Annotated in this window: 25 protein-coding genes; 14 read left to right on the top strand and 11 right to left on the bottom strand. The window is 63.3% G+C overall.

From position 1 onward, the window contains the following. Positions 1–2: 2 nt before the first annotated feature. On the bottom strand, positions 3–1,493 hold the full coding sequence (locus WG898_RS03175) for a hypothetical protein (RefSeq protein WP_339601292.1): 1,491 nt from the start codon (positions 1,491–1,493) through the stop codon (positions 3–5). Positions 1,494–1,749: 256 nt separating this feature from the next. On the opposite strand from WG898_RS03175, the gene WG898_RS03170 reads away from it, so the two are divergent. From WG898_RS03170 to WG898_RS03115, 12 genes are all read left to right on the top strand, one after another. Beyond that, the gene (locus WG898_RS03170) at positions 1,750–2,778 is read left to right on the top strand and encodes an EamA family transporter (RefSeq protein ID WP_339601291.1); all 1,029 of its coding nucleotides are present in this window, start codon (positions 1,750–1,752) and stop codon (positions 2,776–2,778) included. A gap of 23 nt (positions 2,779–2,801) precedes the next feature. Next, the gene (gene speD, locus WG898_RS03165; RefSeq protein ID WP_339601290.1) at positions 2,802–3,242 is read left to right on the top strand and encodes an S-adenosylmethionine decarboxylase; all 441 of its coding nucleotides are present in this window, start codon (positions 2,802–2,804) and stop codon (positions 3,240–3,242) included. 47 nt (positions 3,243–3,289) lie between these two features. Continuing rightward, a complete protein-coding gene (locus WG898_RS03160; RefSeq protein WP_339601289.1) occupies positions 3,290–4,078 on the top strand; it encodes a hypothetical protein in 789 nt (262 codons plus the stop codon). A 656-nt stretch (positions 4,079–4,734) separates the two neighbouring features. Next, positions 4,735–5,616: a CsgG/HfaB family protein gene (locus WG898_RS03155; RefSeq protein WP_339601288.1), complete on the top strand. Its 882-nt coding sequence runs from the start codon at positions 4,735–4,737 to the stop codon at positions 5,614–5,616. A gap of 77 nt (positions 5,617–5,693) precedes the next feature. Further along, positions 5,694–6,488, top strand: a complete 795-nt coding sequence (locus tag WG898_RS03150) for a hypothetical protein (protein ID WP_339601287.1) — start codon at positions 5,694–5,696, stop codon at positions 6,486–6,488. Between the two features lie 276 nt (positions 6,489–6,764). Continuing rightward, complete coding sequence (locus WG898_RS03145; RefSeq protein WP_339601286.1) at positions 6,765–6,896, top strand: hypothetical protein; 132 nt, start codon at positions 6,765–6,767, stop codon at positions 6,894–6,896. Next, the gene (locus WG898_RS03140) at positions 6,893–8,899 is read left to right on the top strand and encodes a choice-of-anchor X domain-containing protein (RefSeq protein ID WP_339601285.1); all 2,007 of its coding nucleotides are present in this window, start codon (positions 6,893–6,895) and stop codon (positions 8,897–8,899) included. Before WG898_RS03145 ends, WG898_RS03140 begins: the two co-directional genes overlap by 4 nt. A gap of 193 nt (positions 8,900–9,092) precedes the next feature. Further along, positions 9,093–9,314 carry a hypothetical protein gene (locus WG898_RS03135; protein ID WP_339601284.1) on the top strand — a complete coding sequence of 74 codons (222 nt, stop codon included), beginning with the start codon at positions 9,093–9,095 and terminating at the stop codon, positions 9,312–9,314. Between the two features lie 117 nt (positions 9,315–9,431). Beyond that, positions 9,432–10,313 (top strand): EamA family transporter, encoded by an 882-nt coding sequence (locus WG898_RS03130; protein ID WP_339601611.1) that lies wholly within the window; start codon positions 9,432–9,434, stop codon positions 10,311–10,313. A gap of 19 nt (positions 10,314–10,332) precedes the next feature. Beyond that, on the top strand, positions 10,333–11,031 hold the full coding sequence (locus WG898_RS03125; protein ID WP_339601283.1) for a hypothetical protein: 699 nt from the start codon (positions 10,333–10,335) through the stop codon (positions 11,029–11,031). A gap of 21 nt (positions 11,032–11,052) precedes the next feature. Continuing rightward, complete coding sequence (locus WG898_RS03120; RefSeq protein WP_339601282.1) at positions 11,053–11,736, top strand: hypothetical protein; 684 nt, start codon at positions 11,053–11,055, stop codon at positions 11,734–11,736. Then, complete coding sequence (locus tag WG898_RS03115; RefSeq protein WP_339601281.1) at positions 11,733–12,986, top strand: glycoside hydrolase family 18 protein; 1,254 nt, start codon at positions 11,733–11,735, stop codon at positions 12,984–12,986. Before WG898_RS03120 ends, WG898_RS03115 begins: the two co-directional genes overlap by 4 nt. Here the strand turns inward: WG898_RS03115 and WG898_RS03110 are convergent. Next, a complete protein-coding gene (locus WG898_RS03110) occupies positions 12,983–13,714 on the bottom strand; it encodes a substrate-binding periplasmic protein (RefSeq protein ID WP_339601610.1) in 732 nt (243 codons plus the stop codon). The two genes, WG898_RS03115 and WG898_RS03110, sit on opposite strands and share 4 nt — an antisense overlap. A 143-nt stretch (positions 13,715–13,857) precedes the next feature. Between WG898_RS03110 and WG898_RS03105 the strand changes: the two genes are divergently transcribed. Next, entirely contained in the window at positions 13,858–14,823 is a 966-nt protein-coding gene (locus WG898_RS03105) for a dipeptidase (RefSeq protein WP_339601280.1), read from the top strand. A 2-nt stretch (positions 14,824–14,825) separates the two neighbouring features. On the opposite strand, the gene WG898_RS03100 is transcribed toward WG898_RS03105, so the two are convergent. Then, positions 14,826–15,413 (bottom strand): hypothetical protein, encoded by a 588-nt coding sequence (locus WG898_RS03100; protein WP_339601279.1) that lies wholly within the window; start codon positions 15,411–15,413, stop codon positions 14,826–14,828. A gap of 62 nt (positions 15,414–15,475) precedes the next feature. Here WG898_RS03100 and WG898_RS03095 point away from each other — a divergent pair, with 62 nt between their 5' ends. After that, the gene (locus WG898_RS03095; protein WP_339601278.1) at positions 15,476–15,862 is read left to right on the top strand and encodes a methylglyoxal synthase; all 387 of its coding nucleotides are present in this window, start codon (positions 15,476–15,478) and stop codon (positions 15,860–15,862) included. Here the strand turns inward: WG898_RS03095 and WG898_RS03090 are convergent. Genes WG898_RS03090 through WG898_RS03055 form a run of 8 tightly spaced genes read right to left on the bottom strand, consistent with a single transcriptional unit; the run spans position 15,852 to position 20,791 of the window. Beyond that, positions 15,852–17,279: a M28 family metallopeptidase gene (locus tag WG898_RS03090; RefSeq protein ID WP_339601277.1), complete on the bottom strand. Its 1,428-nt coding sequence runs from the start codon at positions 17,277–17,279 to the stop codon at positions 15,852–15,854. The two genes, WG898_RS03095 and WG898_RS03090, sit on opposite strands and share 11 nt — an antisense overlap. 41 nt (positions 17,280–17,320) lie before the next feature. Continuing rightward, a complete protein-coding gene (locus WG898_RS03085) occupies positions 17,321–17,698 on the bottom strand; it encodes a DUF6916 family protein (protein ID WP_339601276.1) in 378 nt (125 codons plus the stop codon). Further along, the gene (locus WG898_RS03080; protein WP_339601275.1) at positions 17,692–18,201 is read right to left on the bottom strand and encodes a GNAT family N-acetyltransferase; all 510 of its coding nucleotides are present in this window, start codon (positions 18,199–18,201) and stop codon (positions 17,692–17,694) included. The genes WG898_RS03085 and WG898_RS03080 overlap by 7 nt, the downstream gene beginning before the upstream one ends. A gap of 6 nt (positions 18,202–18,207) precedes the next feature. Then, positions 18,208–18,726 (bottom strand): phage tail protein, encoded by a 519-nt coding sequence (locus WG898_RS03075; protein ID WP_339601274.1) that lies wholly within the window; start codon positions 18,724–18,726, stop codon positions 18,208–18,210. 9 nt (positions 18,727–18,735) lie between these two features. Further along, positions 18,736–19,257, bottom strand: a complete 522-nt coding sequence (locus WG898_RS03070) for a phage tail protein (protein ID WP_339601273.1) — start codon at positions 19,255–19,257, stop codon at positions 18,736–18,738. Positions 19,258–19,266: 9 nt separating this feature from the next. After that, on the bottom strand, positions 19,267–19,779 hold the full coding sequence (locus WG898_RS03065) for a phage tail protein (protein ID WP_339601272.1): 513 nt from the start codon (positions 19,777–19,779) through the stop codon (positions 19,267–19,269). An 11-nt stretch (positions 19,780–19,790) separates the two neighbouring features. After that, entirely contained in the window at positions 19,791–20,090 is a 300-nt protein-coding gene (locus WG898_RS03060; RefSeq protein ID WP_339601271.1) for a DUF6916 family protein, read from the bottom strand. A gap of 20 nt (positions 20,091–20,110) precedes the next feature. Continuing rightward, complete coding sequence (locus WG898_RS03055; RefSeq protein WP_339601270.1) at positions 20,111–20,791, bottom strand: PEP-CTERM sorting domain-containing protein; 681 nt, start codon at positions 20,789–20,791, stop codon at positions 20,111–20,113. Between the last annotated feature and the right edge of the window lie 85 nt (positions 20,792–20,876).

The following is a 20,876-nucleotide window of genomic DNA, read 5'->3' as shown; positions in this document are numbered from 1 at the left end:
GCCTAGCCTGCCTGCAACAGCTCGGTTGTCGCGGTGCCGCGCAGGTTGGGCAGCGGATAGCCCTCGGCGAGCAGGATTTCCAGCACATCCGGATGCGCGCGCAACACGCGGCTCAGGGCGCTGCGGCTCGGCTCGATCAACTCGCCCAGCCCACGCTGGCGCACGAAGTGGTACAGGTTCAACGCGGCGTGCGCGGTCTGCCGAGGGTCGCCAATCTCGCGGGCGCGACGTTCGGCATAGACGTAGAAATCCAGCGAATCGGGGCGGCGTCCTTCCCACTCTGCGCGCACATCCAGCTTGGCGAAGGCCTGGCGCGCTTGCGGGTGGTAGAGCCAGAAATCGCCCAGGAACACATACTCCCAGACGGTGTTGTCGGCCAGGTCGAAACGGTTCTGCCAGGCCTGCGCCAGCCCATACCAGGCCAGCGCGCCGTCGGGCTCGGCGCTGAGACCCAGCACATAGCAGCGCTGCAGGAAGTAGGCGAGATTGGCGCAGGCGTACTGTACATACTCGAACTGGCAGCTCACCAGATAACTGAACAAGGCCGCGCACCAGTAGCGCAGCGCGGCCTGCCAATGCGGTTGCCACAACTCGGGCGCCTCGCGGCGCGCATGCTCTTCGATCCAGCGGCGCTCGCACAGCGCGGCCAGGTTCAGCGCATTGCCGCGCACAAAGCAATCCACCTCCAGATGCGCCTGGCCGGCGGCCTGGCCGACAAAAGGGCGCAGCACCGCGCCGATGGCCGCGTAATTCGTGGTGGGTGCCTCGCTGTAGCTCATGCGCTGCTCCAGCACCAGCGCGGTACCGGCCAGGTAGCTGCGCGCGAGGCTGTGTTCGGCCAGCAGGGCCTGCGCAGCGCGCATCGCCGCGCGCCCGCGCGGGAAGTCGCGCAACGTGCGGTAGCTGTCGTTGAGCCGCAGCAGACGCAAGGCGTCCAGCTCCTGGCTGGCCCCCTGCCAGGCCGTCGCATCGGTGAGCGTCTCGACCGCCGCGGCATGGTTGCCATCGGCCACCTGGCCGTGAAACAGCAGGAACTGTCGGCACAGCGCCGCTGTGGCGGCGACATCGGCCTGCGCAGCCAAACCCGGCAAGGCGGTGGCATACAGCTGCTGTTCATCCAGCGCCGGGTGCGACAGCACGCAATGCAACTCATCGCTCGGCAGCCGCGCCCACCACCAGGGCCCCACCGTGCGCGCCCGCGGCGCATGGCCAAAGCGTGCGGCAAACGCCGTCGCCTGCCCCGCGGCCTCGAACAGCTCGGCCAAACTGTCCCATAGCCGGCTCAGCTGCTTGCGGTTCAGCGCCGTCTTCTGCCCCAGCTGCGCCAGCCGGGCCTGCAGCCTGGCCATACCGCAGGCGCTGGCCGCATCTTCATGCCCGCCTTGAATCAGCAAGGCCAGCACAGCGGCCTCCCAGCGCAAGCGCCCGGTGACCGGCTCGGTATCGACGCCGATGCGCAGTTGATTGCGCGCCTGATCGATGTGAAGTTGCATCACGGATTCGTCCTCCCTGCGTTGCTTGGCCCTTGTTGACCGGGCTGGTGAAGGGACTCTGACACAAGTGACACAAGACAACCATGCACGGAATCAAGGATGCTGCGGGGGCTTGCCGAGGGGCGCTGTTGGGCTAGTGCCGTGACGTTGCGTCACAGTGGCTTGCACGACTGGCGTTCATTGCGAAAAGGCCGCATTTCCGGCGCAGTAGGCGCAACTGATTCGTAGAAACGGCATTAGCCCTAGACGTGCAGTGGTGGCCGCTTTTGCTGATTTCAGGGAGGTATTTCAAGGCGACCTGGAAAGAAGGCCTTTGCGCGCCATTGCCTCATTGAACATTGTTTCCGATTGGATATCCGGGACGCCGATGGATATTAAATTGTTTCTTGTGGCGCAGATATCGCCCATAGCATATGCCGTCACGAATATCGTCGACAAGAGACTATTGTCGACATACTTCAGCGAAGGCGGAGTGAGCACCTTGCTCATCTTTTCCTCCTTGCTCTCTGCCATCGTCATCCCCTGTGCGTATGCGATGGATCCCACTGTTTTCACAATGAGCCCCGGCAATATCGGGGGCATGGTCCTGGTCGCGGTGATCAATGTGCTGCTGCTATGGGCGTACCTGCGTGCGCTGAGCCAGGACGATCCGACGACGGTAGTCATTTTTTATCAAATGGTGCCAGTGCTCTCTCTTGGCGTGGGTTATGTACTTCTGCATGAGATCGTGACACTCAAACAAGGCCTGGCGATGATTGTCATCATGCTTGGGACAGGGATCGCGTCATTCGACCTGCGCATGGGATCCCGGGGTTTCAAGCGCAAGACCGTGGGGTTCATGCTCATTGCTTGCAGCTGCTGGGCCGCCGAGACGGTGGTCTTCAAGATGGTGGCGCTTGACGCACGTGTGTGGCCCTCGCTGTTCTGGACCAGCGTCGCGCATGTCGCTTTGGGTATGGCGGTCTTCAGCTGTTCGACAACGAGCAGACGGTCATTCCTCGAGAAATTTCGCGATCAGCGAAAAGGCATCATTACCTTGTGCGTGCTCAACGAAACTCTCTACGTCGTGGGTAACACGATGATCTACATCGTGGCAATGGAAACCGTGGTTGCACTCGTCGCGCTGATGCAGACTTTCCAGGCAGTCTATTTATTCCTCTTTGAGGCACTGATTGTTGCCGTGTCGCTTCGTCGCAGACGTGCCATGGGGGGGCGGCGAGCCTTGGCGCAGAAAGCATTAGCACTCATCATCTCCGGAGCGGGGACAACGCTGCTCTTTTCTTGATACTTGGTCTTGGAGCTTGTTGCATGCATTTTGGTGAACATATAACTATCGACGGCTACGGTGGAAACGAGGAAAAGCTCGCCAGCCGTGAGCTCGTTCTGCGCGCGCTCGATGAGCTTCCCCTGCTTCTTGGTATGAAAAAGCTCTCGACACCTGAGGTGTATTTCGCGAAGGGGAATGACGGCAAGGACCCTGGCGGTTGGAGCGGCTTTGTGGTGATTGAGGAGAGCCACATCAGTATCCACAACTTTCCGAAACGGCGCTTCCTCACGGCGGATGTTTATACCTGCCAAAACGGTCTTGATCGCGAGACGATTCGGGAGTATTTCAGTGAACAGTTTGAGCTCAAGGATATTGAGGAGAACTTCATTCGGCGCGGCACTCGTTACCCGCAGGATAATATTCAAGCTGAATCAATGGGCGCTGCACATGCCCACGTCAGGTGCCCACTTGTTGCAGAGTAGAAACTGCAAATAGATCTGCGCGTTTGCAATAATATTAAGACAACACAATGGATCGCATCAACAAAGCCATTGGCAGATTGTTCGTTCCGCGCGAGCATGCCTTGGAGACCTTGCGCACCCGCAGGAGGGATTCAATTCTTCTTGGAAAAGTAACCGATCGGCTCGACGGGGATCTTCCGAAGTGGGTGGGCGGTGAAGTCGCATACTTTTCACGCCATGTTGCATCCCCCAATCATGAAACCATCGCAATGGTCAAGGATTTCAGTGCATTGGGGTTTGAGGTCGTCATAGGTCAGGATTCTGGCGACAAGTTCACATCGGTCAATCATATGAAGCGCGCGCTGGGTAGTATTCACGTCCTGGTCGATGTGGCGGAGGTGGGTGGCGTGCGAAAAGAGATATTTAGAAAATATAAAATAGTTGATTTTGATGCTGTTAATGGAAAGCGAATCGAGGATGTGAAAACTTTGTGGGGACAGTCATTGATGCAGTTTCACAATGAACTGTTCAGCGAAATCGTTACAGATCGCGTGCGTCTTGTCGATGACGCAAAGTGGATCTCCCGAAGGGGCCGCAGTGATATAAAAAGGCATTACGCTGATCAGTTCTCACTGTACGCAGCTCACGCCGTGATGGTGGAAGGGTACTTCACCCACGTCAGAGAGGAGGCAGAGTTTGTTGAAAAGCTCGTCCTGCCTACTTTCGAGTCGGTGGCGCAGGAGTTTGGTGTTTTGCCGCTGATTGCCAACTTGTACCCGTACCGAAGAAGCGATGAGTATTGGTTTGGATACCCTCCGGAAGTCGAGGTGGTCCTCAGGAGTCTTCTGAACAAATAAAGCCGTTTCGCCTAAATTCTGCTGCCAGTCATCGTGGATCTCTCCCATCTTGAATGCCGGCGCCAAGGCCGAGGGTCCAATGCCGAGAGCAAGGCGGAGAAGGCGGAGAAAAGGCGGAGGGTCAAGGCGGAGGGTCAGGTCTCCCATCTTGCATGACGCGAAGGCTGAGGGGGGCCAGTCCTGCCGCCGGCATGAACTCAGAGGAATGCCGCTTGACGAAGAGTTTGCTCATGCGGCAATTGTCGGCGAATGTTCTGATGAAAGACTCTTCGACTTTAGCGAGAGGGTGCAGGCCGCCGTCACCTGAAACGGCAGGATTCGTGTATCAGATTAAGGAATTGTGAATGGCTGGGTAGGATGAAGTCGCGGATTCAGCCTGAAGAAGTGGTCGCCGTGGAAATACAGCCAAAGTTCTACGCGTCACGCGGCACAGTATCACCATACATTCCACGCGCGGGATCGCGAGATGGCCGGTCCTTCTACGAGTCCACTACCGGTCGCGGACGCCCGTAACGGAGACGTCGGTACGGAAATAGCACCCCAGCTATCAAATCGTTGACGGCAAAAATCAGCTGTTGCAATGGTATTGCAATTATTGGGGACAGCGCTTTTTGAGGCTTTCAAATTTTTCAAACCAACGACAGGAGTTCGGTTCAATGCTTCCATTTCGTGCCCTTGGCAGGCTGATTGCAGGGTTAATCACCATCACCAGTATTTTCGTGAGCCCACAATGCACAGCGGACACTCTACCCACGCTTGCTATTTTGCCGATCGTCAAGAAGGATCACTATTGGAATTGGTCCAACAAAGAGAAGGTGGAAGCGGAAATTAATCAGACGGTAACAGAGGCGTTCTTCGGGTTAAAACGTTTCAAAATCATCGAGCGCGAAATGCTTGGAAAAGTACTGCGCGAAGGAGGGTTTCAGAAAAGTGGACTCGTTGACGAAGGAACCGCAGTCGCCATCGGGAAACAGATCGGCGCCAGGCAGGTTGTTGTGGGTTCATTCTCGACATTTTCAAATAGTCGGCACGAGCAGGGTCTGGGCACGATGTATGAGTCTGGCATTAATTTAAATATTCGCATCGTCAATACCGAGACTGGCTCGGTCGATAACGTTATCACCGTGGAGGGAAAGTCCTCTGGGATTTCGCATGCTGAGTCCATCAATGATGCGGTGAAAATGCTGAGTAAAAATACGCAGCGCGAGATAGGAAATCTATTTCCGTCATTGGGTTTTGTTATCAAATTGGTGAATGATGGCGAGGCACTGATCGACCTTGGAAAAAGTCATGGCGTGAAACCCGGGGACATGTTCGTCGTTTACGCGCAAGGCGAAGACATCATCCATCCTGTGACCGGCAAACGCATCAAGGGTGAGAGGCGCATAGTCAACGAGTTGAAGGTCACCGCCGTCAATGACGACGACCTCTCCACTGCGAAGGTGGTTGGCGAGAAGAATGTGCTCCAGGTTGGCATGCCCTTGGAGTCGAAGAAGAAGAATGGTGGACTTTCCGAGCTGTTTGATCGATTTAAATAGCCGATTTTAGAAATTTTCCTAATAGGCGCGGCAGTTGGAAGTAGCGTCATAGCGACAGTCAAGATAAAAGGGTGATCATGAGAAAATTGGCGTTCGCATCTTTGTTTATTGTATTTAACGTCGCTGGTTGTTCCGACCATGTTGGCGAAAATCTAAAAGCCGCGGAGGCGGCGATTAAGACGGGAGAGGATTATCGACAGTATCTTTCGCTTGCAGAGCGGCAAGGAAGGTCTCCTGAGGATGCTAAACGGATTCAGGCGACACAGGAAAAACTTGAACGTGCAGAGAAATTCAATGCAACGTTGAAGCATATCCGGGGATATATCGACAAAGACGGTTATCAAGTAAGAAATCTAAAGGTTGATCTCCGTGAACTGGAGAAGAACTTCGCTTTTGACGGCGACGTTGAGCGTGGCAAGCAAATAAAAATAGAAAGCTGCGAAAAACTACTCGCAAAAGGCATCAAACAAATGGAAATTCGCGGATGGGTCTCCGGCGCGAACGTGATCGACAATGGCGGGATCGATGAGGTGTGGGGCGAATTCAATCGCTATTCATGTGAAAAGCCCGATGACACGGTTATGGCAGCTGCCGCCAGTGCATTGCTTGACGGCTTCATCAAGAGGCTGATGTCTTTTGCCAAAGAGAAGCGCGCTTACGAAAGGCACGATATTGGCGATCAAGTCTATGCTATTCGCTCATTTGTGGAGCTTTTCAGCTCCGCAGAAAGTCTTGATAAGAACAGGAGCAAATCCGAGGAGGCCTTCACACAGGCCCGGAAGCTCTTGAAGAGTCGGTGTGACACTGGCAGTTGCTTTTCAGGAGAGCTTGAGAGATTTGAAAAATCGTTGACGCGCGGAATCTCGGGTTGACGTCTGATCAGTCGGCCCCGCTGAACGCCAGCATGCCGCATGAAAACTAATGATTCCGGGTCGATGCCCAGGAAGACAGGTAGACGGCGAGTTTGATATTTGCTTTCGTTCTGGTTTTTTGAACATCTCTAAATTGCACGCGCGTTTAGAGGGGCGTAAGCTCCCGACAGGTTGTGGAATTCAACTAGATTGATTAACCTAGGTATGTAGGCGGCCGAATGTGTACTTATAAGAGGACTTCTTTTCAACTAATCTCTGCAGCGCTCGTTCTCATGGTTGCAGCCTGTGGTGGTGGTGGTGGTGGTGGTGGTGGTGGTGGTGGTGGTGGTGGTGGTGGTGGTGGTGGTGGTGGTGGTGGTGGTGGTGCGGTTTCCGGGCCAATCACTCCACCAACTCCAGCGGTTGTGACCTATACCGTCCTGACGTCGGCGATTGAGGGGGTATCTTTCGCTCCAGCAACGGTGGCGGTGGAAGCAGGAAAAACTGCGACTTTGACTGTGACGCTCCAGCCTGGTTATACCAGCGGAGTTTTTGACGGCTGCGGTGCGCATATCGAGCTCGCAAGTGCGGGGACAGCAGCGATCGCGACAGCGGCATTAGCTGGAAATTGCACGATCACGGGCTCGGCAAAGAAGCCGCCGTCGGTCAGCAAGGTAAGCTTTGCCTCGGTGAATGGTGTCATTTCGACGTTTGACGGTACTCAGTCGCTTAGTGGCGCGATTGTCGACGTCAAGCCGGGTGATTCGATCGAGGTACTGCTGACTCCCGATCGTGGGTATCAGCTGTACCAGGGGATCGGTTATCGCGAAGACTCTGATGGTCTCTCGGGTGACTGCCCTGCCACGCAGGTCAGCTTCTCTGTCCGCCGCATTACGCCGGTGGCTAATTGCTCGGTGAAATATAAATTCACCCTGCTAGATGACAACCAAAATGGCAAGCCAGACAGAGACGAAGCAAGTTTCATCTTGCATGCCGTTGAAGTAGCGCCGAAGGCCATGCGTGAAGCGATGCTGGGGAAAACAGATGTGACCTACACGGCGTATCTCACGGGCAACCAAGGGAAGCGCAAGGATGGAACGGTCGCCGCAGTGAATAAGGTTGTTGCACGTACACGCTTCCTTGGAGTAGGTTCGCCTGCTCCGAATGAGGAAGAATACGTCACACTTTATGACGACGGCACTCATGGCGACTCGAGTGCAGCTGATGGCATATACACCGCCACCATCCGCCCGACTCGCTACGAGAATCGTTACAGCACCCTTCATAATGGGATGATGCGCGCAGTGTCCTCGGAAATCGTTGCACTCGACAGCGCGGGGAATGAACTTTCTCCGTTCAATATCGATCGGCTGATGACTTCAGAGGTTACTTTGATGATCCTGAAGGACACGGCGCCGGCGTCCGACGCGGCCCAAAAAATCGCAGATAACGTCTATCGCTCGCGTCACTTCATCACTATTATTGATCCGACTTACGCGCGTCGCGATGACAGTCAGTGGGTTTCTCGATTGGCAGCGAAGTATGTTGTGGGTACGTTCGATACGGTCGCCAAGTTCAATTATGGCGAAACCTATGGTGCGAACTGGGCGTATTTCGAACGCGCCAAACAGTACGCGGCGGGCATCGGTATTGACGATGCCTATGACAACTCGGCGAACTTTGGCTTGCCTGGCATTTGCGGTGTCATCAATTTCGGCTCGTCTTCACTGGCGGCGTATCCTTTCAATCATGAAACGGGGCACTGCTGGTCTGCATATATGACCAAGCCGGAGCTACGCCTCGCATATCAAGGTGGTCACTGGGGCATTTCGTCTCTCGGTGAGACGATCATGGAGCAGGGTGGTCTCACGCTCGCGGGTGGCATGGGTGCATGGAAGACAACGTTGGTTGATGGTAGCTACGAGAAGTTTTCTATGCTCGACCTGTATTTGGCTGGCATGGCGAATATCTCGGAAGTTTTGCCGTTCTACTACGTGAACGACCTCGACTACGGCTGGTCGCTTGGTGTGAATTCGAGTGTTCCCGACGCGAAGGTTTCACTTGCCACGGGTGTGGATATTCTCCGTGTGTACGGTGCGAGAACTCCGGTATACGCAGGCGCAGTGAAAAACATGCATCTGCTCACGCTGGTGATTTCTAGCAAGCCGCTCACGGAAGCAGAAGCTGCGGTCGTTGACATCGTACTCAGCACGCACACGGGTAACGGTGCGGGCAACCGGATGAACGGCGATGTGACGCCCCCAGGTCTGGCGTATGCGTGCAGCAATCGCTGCACCGTAAGCGCTGAAATCACCGGTCCTACAGTGCAGTCCGCGCAAGCCCACGCAATGGGCATGAGTCGGCCCGCGCGCTATGCTCCCGCAGACGTGATCATCGATCGCAAGAACGCCTGGAGGCAACTCATGCATTGACCCATGCAGCGGCCGAGCGGGCCAAGGGTCAGGTCTCCCATCTTGCATGCCGGGTCGTCCCTGTAAGGCCTGCGGATCGCGCGGAACCGCGGGGCAGGCCTTGCATCGTTGCAGCTTTTGAGCCCGTGCCCTTGCACCACACCATTTGCATGGCGGCACTGCCGCTGACGTCGAGGCGGTGTACGGCAAGTGCATGCCCACCACCTTCCGCGATGCCAGTTTGCTGTTCATCTCGCGGCGCCCGGCACTGCCCGAGGAGATGGCTGCGGTGGAGGCGCTGGCGAAGTTCTGCGCCAGCAAGGGGACGCCCTCGCCCGAGATGCCTTGCGCCGGCTGGCAGAACGGTCTGGCCTTCTACTACCACTCGACGCGGGGCCGCGGAACGCTCGTGACTGAGCTGCCGGCGCGCAAGTAAGCAGGCTCCAAGGCCATGCCCCCGCCGCGCCACGTCGCCGGCCGGAGTTCGCACATCCGCTCGTGCTCGCGACTAGCGTGATGCTAGTCTCGCCGGATGAGTCAAGCGCCCGCCTCCCTGCCGCTGCGGCACTTCCTGCTGGCCCTGGCCGTCGTCGCCATCTGGGGCAGTAATTTCGTCGTTATCCGGCTGGGGCTGGATGCCTTCCCGCCGCTGCTGTTCGCGGCCTTGCGCTTTGCCATGGCGGTGCTGCCGGCGATCCTGTTCGTGCCGAGGCCCGCCAGCTCCTGGCGCAATCTGGCCGCCTACGGCCTGCTGATCGGCGTGGGCCAGTTCGGCATGCTGTTCCTGGCGATGCGCGGCCAGATCTCGCCGGGCCTGGCCTCGCTGGTGATACAGACCCAGGTGTTCTTCACCCTGATGCTGGCGATGCGCCTGAACAAGGAGCGCGTGCAGGGCTACCAATGGTTGTCGCTGCTGCTGGCCGCCTCGGGCATAGGCGTTATCGCCAGTCACACGGATGGCAGCACCACCGTGCTGGGCCTGGCGATGATTCTGCTGGCGGCCTTCAGCTGGGCCTGCGGCAATATGGTGGGCAAGCGCGCCGGCCGGGTGAATATGCTGGCCTATATGGTGTGGAGTAGCGCCTTCGCGGTGCCGCCGCTGCTGGCGTTGTCGCTGCTCGTCGAGGGGCCAGGTCTTGCTTGGCAGAGCGTGCAGGCGGCAGGTGCCGGGGCCTGGGCGGCGGTACTGTGGCAGGCGGTGGGCAATACCTTGTTCGGCTACGGTATCTGGGGTTGGCTGCTGGCACGCAACCCGGCCGCCACCATCGTGCCGATGGCCTTGCTGGTGCCGGTGTTCGGCATGAGCACGGCAGCCTGGTATCTGGGCGAGTCGCTGCCGGCCTGGAAGCTGCTGGCCGCCGCCCTGGTGCTGAGCGGCCTGGCGCTCAACCTGCTGTGGCCGCTGCGGCCCTGGAAGCGGGTGGCGGGCATTTAGCGCGCTATGCTCGGCCGCCATGGAGACTGACAAACTCATCGCGGCGGCTCCCGAGGCCAAGGTCCGGGCCGTGCTGGCCGGTCTGCTGACGGCGTATACGGCGCCGTCCTTCGGCGTGCTGCCCAAGGCCGAGCTGGAGCTGGCGATGCTGCTTGCGCTGCAGGCCCTGGGCGCCATCGGCCCCGACCCGTCGATCTACGAGCTGGTGGCGACGCTGCGCGTCACGCGCGCCAAGGCGCGCAACCTGCTCTATGCGCTGGAGTTACGCCGCTCCACGCCGGCTCTGCTGGACGCCAAACTCAAGGCCCTGCTGCGCACACCCATGCTGCACAAGCAGGGCGAGCTGTTCGCACTGGAAGTGGAGAACCCGCTGCTGGCCGACCACCTGAAGGCACGCCTGCAGCAGCTGGGCCATGCCAGCGACGGTTCGTTCTCGGCCAGCCTGGTCACGCTCAAGCTTGAGGCGATGGTGGCCCTGGTGGCCTCCTGCCTGAGCATCGACGAGCAGGAGCAGCTGCGCCTGGCGCTGGTCAAGGCCGGCGCGCCCGACACCTCGCTGCGCGGCCTGCTCGCCGCCGCCTTCAAGAAGCTGGGCGCCAAGCTGGCGTCCAAGGCCGGCGAGGCGCTCATGGAACAGGCCGCCGATACCCTGGGACCCGTGCTCGATGGCACGATCAAGCCGGCGGTTGGCCGCCTGATGGCGCTGCTCAAGGCCTGATCGTCGGCGTATGCTGCCTGCATGTATCGCCGCCTCCTCGTTCTGTTGACCGGTTTGCTGGCCCTGCCCGCCTGGGCCGCCGAGGGGCCGCGCCAGAACCTCTGGGTCGAGCTGCGCTGGGTCGAGTCCAGCGTCAGCGGCGCCGCGGTGGCGGGCGTGCGCGAGGGCGCGGTGGTGGTGGGCACGGCCGGCTCGGTGTCGCCGCGTGGCGCGGTGGAGCTGAGCACCCGGCGGCGCGACGAAGGCGAAGAGCAGGCGCAACAGCGCTTGCTGGTGCTGAACGGCCACAGTGCCTCGGTGCAGCACGGCGAGCTGGCGCCGGTGGAATGGCTGGACTACGGTGTGCAGGCCGACCTCAACGCCGGTCAGGCTCAGCCCGGCAAGGTCTATGCAGTGCCGCGCATGAGCGTGGTGGAGCGGGAAACGCGCGGTTTCACCGTCAGCCCGCATTGGCCCGGTGGCAGCCAGCCGGTGCGGGTGGAATTGAAGGCGCAAGACCTGGCCCCAGCCGGCCCGGGCGCCCATGCCGGGGCGGCCGCGCGCCAGCAGGTGCTCAGCACGGTGCAGGTGCCGCTGGGCGATTGGGTCACGGTGGCGCGCAGCGGCCAGGACCTGCAGCGCCAGCAGCGCGGCGTGCTCAGCAGCCGCGACGCCGAGGCGCGCGGCCAGCGCGAGCTGCAGTTGCGGGTGCAACTGGCGCCATGAGATCTCGCCTTGCGTTTCTGGCCCTGGCCGCCAGCCTCAGCCTGGCGGCGGTAGCTAGCAGCCAGGCCCAGCCCGCGGCCGAGCTGTTTGCCGCCAAGGCACTCGACTTCGAGCGCAACAGCGCCAAGGTGGTGGGCGCCTATGTGGCCAACTGGCAGCCGCTGGCCCAGGTTGAGGCGATTCCATCGGGCAGCCTGAGCCATATCCTCTACGCCTTCCTGCGCCTGTGCGGCCCCGGCCAATTGCCGGCGGATGCGGTGCGCTGCGAGGGGCGAGCTGACTTCCAGCTCGCCAGCAGCGAGGTCGATCGTCGCTTTGACGCCGCCTTTGCCCGCCTGAAGGCGCGCGCGCCGCAGCTCAAGGTGCTGGCCTCGGTGGGCGGCTGGGGCGGCTCGGACCCCTTCTTCCATCTGGCCAATGATGCGGCGCGGCGCGCCTTGTTCGCGGCCTCGGTGCAGCAGTTTCTGCGCGAGCATGCGGCCTTCGACGGCATCGACATCGACTGGGAACACCCCGGCGGCAATGGCGCGGCGAATGGGGTATCGCTAGGCAGCCCCGCCGATGGCCAGGGTTATGCGGAGCTGATGCTGGAGCTGCGCCGGGCGCTCGACCGGCTGAGCGCCGAGACCGGCCGGCTCTACCTGCTCAGCAGCGCCGTCAACAGCACCCAGGCGATCGTGCAAGGCATCAACTTCCGCCAGGCGGAGCCGGCGCTGGACCTGGTGTTCATGATGACGTACGACTTCTACGGCGGCTGGAGCAGCGGGGCGGGCCATCACAGCGCCCTGCGCAGCTCCGCCCCCGGCGCCGACGACAGCCTCGAACGCTCGGTGCAGAACCTGGTGGCTGCCGGCGTGCCCAAGCGCAAGCTGGTGGCCGGCGTGGCGATGTACGGACGCGGTTTCAGCGGTGTGGCCAAGCCCGTTAGCGGCGCGGCCAAGAGCGGCGTCTATCCCGGGTCCGACGGCTCGGCCGGCTACCGCGAGATTGCGCAGCGCCAGCTGGGCCCGCGGGGTCAGGGCTTGCGCGGCTACCGCGCCCTGTTCGATGCGCAGACCCAGGCCTGGAGCCTCTACCACCCGGGGCTCAGGCTCTGGATGAGCTACGACGACCCACGCGCGGTGCTGGCCAAGGGCCGCTTCGTCACCGAGCAGGGCCTGGCCGGCCTGTTTGCCTGGGAACTGAGCCAGGACAACGGCGCCATCCTGAATGCGATGAACCGCGGCCTCGGGCATCTGGCCTTGCCCTAGCGCAGCCCGTAGCGGCCACGTATCTCCTTGAGTACCCCGCGTTCCTCCAGCACCAGCAAGGCTGCGCTGATGGTGCGCGCATCGGCCGCGCTGACCGACTTCTTGCTGAGCATCAGGTGCACCGGTTCGCGGACCGGCACAAAGGGCAGCTCCGCCAGCGCCACGCCACGCTGGGCGGCCTCGTAGAGCGCGGCGCCGCGGTCGGCCATGAGGATCTCGCCGCGCGCGGCCAGCAGCATTTGCAAGCCCTGGCGGGTGTTCTCGTACTGGGATATCAGCTTGGCCTGCTGCAGCTGCGGCAGCAGGGTGGCGTACTCGACACCGAACCAGCCCAGGTTCTGCGTCACCATGGTGATGCGGCGCTGCAGCACGGCGCCGAAGCCGTCCAGCTCGCGCAAGGCCGCGGCCTTGGCCGGCAGGGCGAACCAGGCGGTGGTCTCCATGCGGTAGGGCGGGGTGAACCAGGCCACCTCGCGGCGCTCCACGGTTTCGCTGGCGGCCAGCAGGATGTCCAGTTCGCCGGCCAGGAACATCGCATAGCGGCGCTTGCGCGGCAGGTCGGGCACGATTTCCAGCTGGCAGCCGGCCTGCTGCAGGATGGCGCGCAGCAGCTCGGGCTCGGCGCCGCTGGCCGCACCACGCGCATCGCGCAGGATGTAAGGCGGGAATAGACCCATCGCCACCCGCAGCGGGCGATCACAGGCCGAGGCTGCCGGGGCGCAGAGCATTATCAGCAAGGCCAGCAGCTCCAACCATCGCCGGCCCGTTTGCCAGCACCGCGCTTGCATCGCTTTTCCGATCGTTGACAACAACGGCCCGAGTGTATCGAGCCTCACCTTCGCCGATACTGGCCGGAAATCACGAAGCCGCCATGACCGTCTGGGACGCCCACGCCTGCCTGCCGCTGCACCCCGATGCCAGCCTGGCGCCGCTGCAGGCCTATGCCGCCCAGGGGGTGGACTATGTGTCCGTCAACGTGGGCATGGACATGAATCCGCTGGAACAGGTGATGGCGGTGATCGCTGCATTCCGGGCCCGCATCGCCGCCGAACCCACGCGCTATGCCCTGGTGCAGCGGCTGGCCGAGCTGGACGCCGCCCGCGCCGCCGGCCGGCTGGCGCTGGGCTTCGACCTGGAGGGCAGCCTGCCGCTGCTGGGCCGGCCCGAGATGGTGGCGCTGTATCGCAGCCTGGGGGTGAACCAGATCCACTTCGCCTACAACCGCAACAATGCGGTGGCGGGCGGCTGCCACGACGAGGAGCAAGGCCTGACCCCGCTGGGCCGGCGCATGGTCGAGGCCGTGAATGCCGCGGGCATGCTGATGGACTGTTCGCACACCGGCCGGCGCTGCAGCCTGGACATCATGGCGGCCTCAAGCCAGCCGGTGGTCTTCAGCCATGCCAACCCGCTGGCGCTGGTGGCGCATGGCCGCAATATCAGCGATGCGCAGATCCGCGCCTGTGCCGCCACCGGCGGGGTGGTGTGCATCTCGGGCGTGTCGGCCTTCCTCGGCAGCGCCGCGCCGAACGCGACCGATGTGGCCCGCCACGCCGCCCATGTGGCCGCCCTGGTGGGCGTGGCCCATGTGGGCCTGGGGCTGGACATCGGTTTCTCCAAGCCGGGCCTGGACGATAGGCCGCCCGGCCGCTTCGACCCCGGCTACTGGTGGCCCGCCGCGGCCGGCTATGGCGCGGCGCTGGGCGGCATCTCTTACACGCCGGTGCAGACCTGGGGTCAGATCTTGCCGGCGCTGCGGGCCGCGGGCTTCAGTGCGGCCGACGCGGCGCTGGTGATGGGCGGCAATATGCGGCGCGTGGCCGCGCAGGTCTGGGGCTGAAATCACCTCAGCCAGCGCAGCCACTGGCTGCGCAGCACGCGGCGCCAGTCGAGCTTGGCAAAGGCATAGACAAGGGCCAGCAGCAGCAGCTGGGTGAGCAGGAAGTACGCGCCCGTCCAGCCGCTCAATTCGCGCGGTAGCCGACTGGCCGCATAGGCGCCGCCGGCCAGCGCCAGGCTGTAGCTGACGAGGCGGCCGCAGAAGAACGGCAGGGCCAGCCAGGCCAGCGGCGCGCGCGTCATGCCATAGGCCAGGAACAACAGGTTGGAGGGCAGCGGGCTGAGCGCGAACATCAAGAAGGCCAGCGCGCTGGCGGTGCGGCGCCGCTGCAGCGCCTCGGCCACCGCATCCAGGTTGTCGCGCGTCGCGGCATTGATCCAGCGGCTGTGCGTCACGCGCTGGGCGAAGCGCGCCAGCAGGCAGCGGCCCGCGGTGGCCGCCAGCGCCGCCACCAGGCCGATCTCCCAGGCCTGCCAGAGCTGCTCAGGCGGGAAGTTGAAGCCATAGAAGGCCAACACCATCCAGGTGGGCGGCGCAAAGGCCGGCAGCACGTTGATGACGAGAACGGCGAGGAAGAGCAGGGTGAGCATGGTCCGATTTTGCCGGCTCAACTTGAGTCGGTGATGTAACTGCCAAGGCCTAAGATGCAGGCATGCGAATTGCCCTGATCGCCCATGACGGCAAGAAAGACGCGATGGTGGCGCTGGCGGCCGGCTTTGTGCCGTTCCTGCAGTGCTGCCGCTTGATGGCCACCGGCACCACCGGCGGCCGCCTGCGCCGCGAACTGGGGCTGGAGGTCGAATGCCTGCTCTCGGGGCCGCTGGGCGGCGACCTGCAGATCGGCGCGCGCCTCGCGGTGGGCGAGGTGGACGGCGTGATCTTCTTGCGCGACCCGATGACGCCGCAACCGCACGAACCCGACATCAACGCCCTGGTGCGCGCCTGCGATGTGCACGACGTGCCCTGCGCCACCAATGTGGCGGGTGCCAGGCTGTTGCTCGCTGCCTGGGCCGAGACCCTGGCTGCTCCTAGCGCCTGAGCGGCAGCGGGTAGCTCGCCAGGCTGGCATATCCGGCCTTGGAAAGCGCCTGCACGCCGAAGATCACGTTGTCCTTGGAGACGCCAGGCAGGCGATGGCTGGTGACCAGGCCGACATCCCTGGACTGCTGCCAGGTCGCCGAATCGGTGCTGCGCCAGACGATGCGGTAGCCGGCCAGCTCGGGCTCGCTGCTGGCGGCCCAGCTGAGCGTGCTGTCGTTGCTCAGCTCGGTGGCGTCGAGGCGCACGTTCTGCGGCGCGGCAGGCGCCAGCGCCAGCGTGGCCAGGCCCACGGCGTTGATGCGCGCGACATTGGCCACATAGTCGAAATCGACGAACTCGGGCAGGTCGCCATAAACCACGCCGCCCTCGGTGCGCGGGTTCTGGTGCTGGTGGCGGAAGTCCTCGAAGGGTTCGGAGAAGCGCACCGCGGCATAGCCGCGCTCCAGGAAGGGCAGGTGATCGCCGCCGCGCAGATAGCGGTCGCGGCGCTGAATCAGGTTGACCTTGAAGCCGGGCAGATAGCGCTCGCCCGCGGCCTTCAGATGGCGGCCCAGCTGCTGGGTGGGCAGGTCCTCGGCGCCTCCCGCCAGGGCCAGCTGGGTGAGCGGCTCGCGCCAGGCCTCGTTGGCGCGCGCCTCGGCTTCGCTGGCGGGGCTGTTGCTGCGCGCCTGCACCAGCAGGCGCAGCAGCGGGTCGAAGCCATCGGCAAACAGCCGCAGCTGCCGCGGGTCGCGCTGGCCGGCGTCGCCGGTAGAGCTGCCGATGATGTCGTTGGTGATCATGGCCTCTACGCGCAAACCCTTGGCGCGCGCCCGCTTGGCCCAATGGGTGGCGCCCAGCAGACCCTGCTCCTCGCCCGGCACAGCCATGAAGATGAGGGTCGCGTCGAAGCTGTGCCTGGCCATCGCGCAGGCCATCTCCATCACCGCGGCCACGCCCGAGGCGTCGTCGTTGGCGCCCGGCGCCGCGCCCTCGGCGTCCATCACATCGCTGTTGCGCGAGTCGTAATGGCCGCTCACCACCAGCAGGCGATCGCGCGCGGCTGGCGAGCTGCCCGGCAGGGTGGCGACCACGTTCACTAGCTCGGTCGGGCGGGCCACGCGCGGGCCCGCGGGCTCGATGAAACTGTCCATCTCGACCTGCAGGCGGCCGCCGCTGGCCTGGCTGCAGGCCTGCAGCTCGCGCTGTATCCAGCGCCGCGCCGCGCCGATGCCGCGCGACTCGGAGGCGGTTTCGGAGAGCGTGTGGCGGGTCTGGAAGCCCACCAGGGCGCGGATGCGGGCCTCGATGCGCGGGGCCGAGATGTCCTGCAGGATCTGCGCCAGCTTGGCGTCGGTGGCCGCGTCGGCATGGGCGGCAGGAAGCTGCAGGGGCAGCACAAGCGCGGCCAGCGTGGCCACTCGCGCGATCGTCATACCGGCTCGCTCCAGGCATTGTGGAGCGGCCATTGTGGCATTCAGCCGCTGCGCAGCAGGTTGAAATCGGCGCGCAGCCCCGCGCTCATATAGAGCGCCGTGGCATGGCCATCGGCATGCTCAAGCCGGTAGAGCCCGGCGGGTGGCGCCGGCTCGCCCTGCGGCGCTTCGAACACCAGCGAGAACTGCTCGCAGCCGCGCCGGGCCGGAGCCGTGCCGATGCTGGCCAGTCGCACCATGGCGCGGGCCCCTTGCTCGTCTTCAAGCTCGAAGCGTTCGCCGAGGTAGGCCTGCCAATCCAGGCGGCCTGAGCGCCCGTCGAGGGCGGGTCTGCAGCTGGCCGCCGCCATGGCCGCGGGCGCCGCCAGAGTGGCTGCAGTGCCGAGCATGAAACTGCGCTTGTTCATGGTGATCAACATGGCTGACTTTCCTGCGGGTGGGAAGAAAGGGCGACCAGGCTGTGGCGGATCATGTGCTGATGCAGGCCACGTGGCGCGCCATCGACGCGGAAGCCCAGGCGTTCATAGAGCCGGCGCGCCGGGTTGTGCAACTCAACATAAATGCTCACCTGCAGGCCTTCTGACTCGGCCTCGGCGATCAGCGCGCGCAGGCAATGGCTGCCCACGCCGCGGCCACGCGCGGCCTCCAGCAGGCTGATGTCCAGCACATGCAGGGCCTGCGGGCGGCGGTCGACCCAGAGCCGGCCGACGGGCTGGCGGTCGAGCTCGATGATCTGGCAGAGCGCGCGCGGATATTGTTCGGCGTAGTAGCGCCGCTGCGCCTCGTACTGCATGCCGGTGAAGGCCCGGCATTGCGCCTCGTCCCATTGGGTCAGCGCGAGTTCGGCCGAGCGGGTGCTGGCATAGATGCGCTGCAGCAGGGCTTGGTCCTGCTCGGTGGCGGGGCGCAGGCAGATCGACATCGGGCCTCAGCCGCGCGGCGGGAAGACGCCCTGCATCGCAATGCAGAAATTCACTGCGAGGTAGGGCGGCAGATTGGCATGCGGCTGGTTGCCGCCGACGGCGCCGCTGCTGTCGCCTGCCATCGCCACCTGATTGCCCGGGATGCGGTAGGCCAGCGCCCCCGCGGCCGGCGGCGCCAATGCAGCACCGGCCGGGTTGCCGGTCTGTGCCGACGCGCCGGCCATCAGGCTGTGCTTGTGCGCAGGCATTTCCGTGCCGATCAGCGTGACCTCGCTGGCACCGCCGATCTCGCCGAGATCACGTGGGCTCAAGCCGGGCCCCTGGCCGGCACCGAGGGCAAAGCGCTCGCGCAGATTGGGCAGGCCGAAGTTGGATTTTCCATCTCCGCCATAGGTGGTGCCCAACAAGGAGAACAGCGCGGTGTTCTGGCTGATTGGCAGCAGCTGGCCGTCGCATTTGGCCCAGCCTTTGGGCGCAAAGTTGAAGCCGAACATGCGGATTTCTGCGACAAAGGGATCGGACATGGCGGGCCTCTAGCTCTGCGAAGGGAAGATGCCGAACAGCGAGATGATGTAGTTCATCGCGCAGAAGGGCGCCATGTTTTCATGCGGCTGCGAGCCTCCCGCCACCGGAAGGGCGCTGGCTGCCATGGCCACGCTGGGCGCCGCAGTGTCATAGCTGTTGCCGGCGGTCTTGGCCAGCACCGTGCCGGCCGGGCTGCCCAGACTGGCCAGGCTTGCGGAGGCTGCCCGCAAGGCGTGCGAATGCATGGGCATTTGCGCGCTGGTGAGCGTGACCGTCTCGCTGCCGCCCACTTCGCCCAACACATGCGTCGAACCCAGGCCCGGCCCCGAGCCCTGATGCATGGGTACGCGCCCACGCAGATCGGGCAGGCCAAAGGTCTGCTGACCATCGCCGCCATAGGTGGTGCCGATCAGCTGGAACAGCACCTCGTTCTCGCTGATCGGCAGCAAGCTGCCGTTGCAGAACGCCCAGCCGGCGGGCGCGAAATTGCCGGCGAACATGCGGATCTCTCCGACATAGGGTTGGCCCATGACGCGCTCCTAGTTTTGCGAGGGGAAGATGCCTTGCAGCGCAATGCTGAAATTCAGCACGGCGTAGGGCTGCAGATTGTTGTGCGGCTGGCTGCCGCCGCTGCGGCCGATCGAATCGGTATGCATCAGCGCATCGCTGCTGCCGGCACCGGCATAGCGGTTGCTGCCGCCGCGGCCCTTGGCCGCCGGCAGGGCCAGGCCGGGTGCGTTGGCGTTCGCGATGTCGCCAGTGCCGTACAGCCCATGCTGATGGGCGGGCATCTGATTCATATTGAGCGTCACCGCCTCGGTGCCAGCGCGCTGCCCCTGCGTGCTCTGCGGCCCGACATGCATGGGGCTGCGCCCGCGCAGGTCCGGCAGGGCGAAGTTCACCCTGCCATCCCCACCATACATGGTGCCCAGCAAGGAAAACAGCGCCTGGTTCTGGTTGATGGGCAGCAGTTGGCCATTGCACAGGGCCCAGCCCTTGGGTGCGAAGCCAAAGCCCAACATGCGGATTTCGCCGAGGAAGGGTTCGGACATGGTGGGTGCTCCTAATTGAAGACGGCCTCGTACTGCGTGGCGCTCTGGGTTCGACCCACGGGTACCAGGAAGATGTCCATCGCGTCGAGTTTCGGATGGCTGATGCGGTAGATGCGCTGCGGCAGTAGCGGTTGCGGCGGCCCCTCGAACAGCAGGCTGAAGGGCTGGCGGCCTTGGAACACCGGCTTCGGCAAGGCCTTGGCCTCGACCAGCGCGGCGCTGCAGGCGCTGCCGTCGTCCAGCTGCAGTTCGAAGCGCTCGCCCACCAGGGGGCTGAAGCGCTCCAGGGTGTCGATGGCTGACGCTGGCATGACGGCTCCCGCAGCGGCGCTCAAGGCCTGGCCGCGCTGCGGCCGCACCACAGCAGGCCCATGCCCAGCAAGGCCAGGGCGAGGCTGGCGGGTTCGGGCACCGGATTGGGGGTACTCGGGCGCGTCTGCAGGTCCAGCCGCACGTCCATATAGCGGTAGCCGCCGTTGAAGGTATGCGTGCCAACGAACAGCAACTCGTCGAGGTCGAAACTGACGCTATGGGCGTCGAGCAGGTGCACGAAGTCCTGCGCCGGGCCCGGGCCGGCCAGGCCGGTGCTGCCGCTGTTCGCGAAACCATCGAAGGCCGAGGCGAGCACGCCGGTGATGGTGAAACCGCTGATGTTCAGGCCGCTGAACACATAACGCGCATGTTCACCGGCAGCGCCCAGGTAGCCGGTGCTGAAGACGCCGTTGCTGTCGTCGCCGGCCTCCAGCCTGAGCTGGATGGAGTTGCCATCGAAGTGGATGAACTCGTCGTCCAACATCCAAGCACCCACGTTGCCGCTGCCGACCGAGACGCCGGTGGCCACCGCCGCGCTCTCGGTGACATTGATGGGCGGATTACCTTGGGCGGTGCCACCGGGCGCCAGCAACTGCACCTGCACCGGGCTGAGCAGGGCCGCCTGGGCCGCCAGGCTCAGCGCCAAGCCGCCCAACAGGGCGCAGCCGCGCGCAACAAAACGAGTCGAGGCAAAGCTCATGGGAACCCCCTTTTGACAGGCGCGCAGCACACCAGCGCCGTTTCATAAGACCAGCGTTGCCCAGCGGCGTCAGCCCCCCAAGGGT

Origin of the sequence: Paucibacter soli (assembly GCF_037482845.1) — a bacterium.
Lineage (GTDB): Bacteria > Pseudomonadota > Gammaproteobacteria > Burkholderiales > Burkholderiaceae_C > Paucibacter_B > Paucibacter_B soli.
Note: the sequence above shows the minus strand (reverse complement) of the source record. Positions and strands in the feature narration are given on the sequence as shown.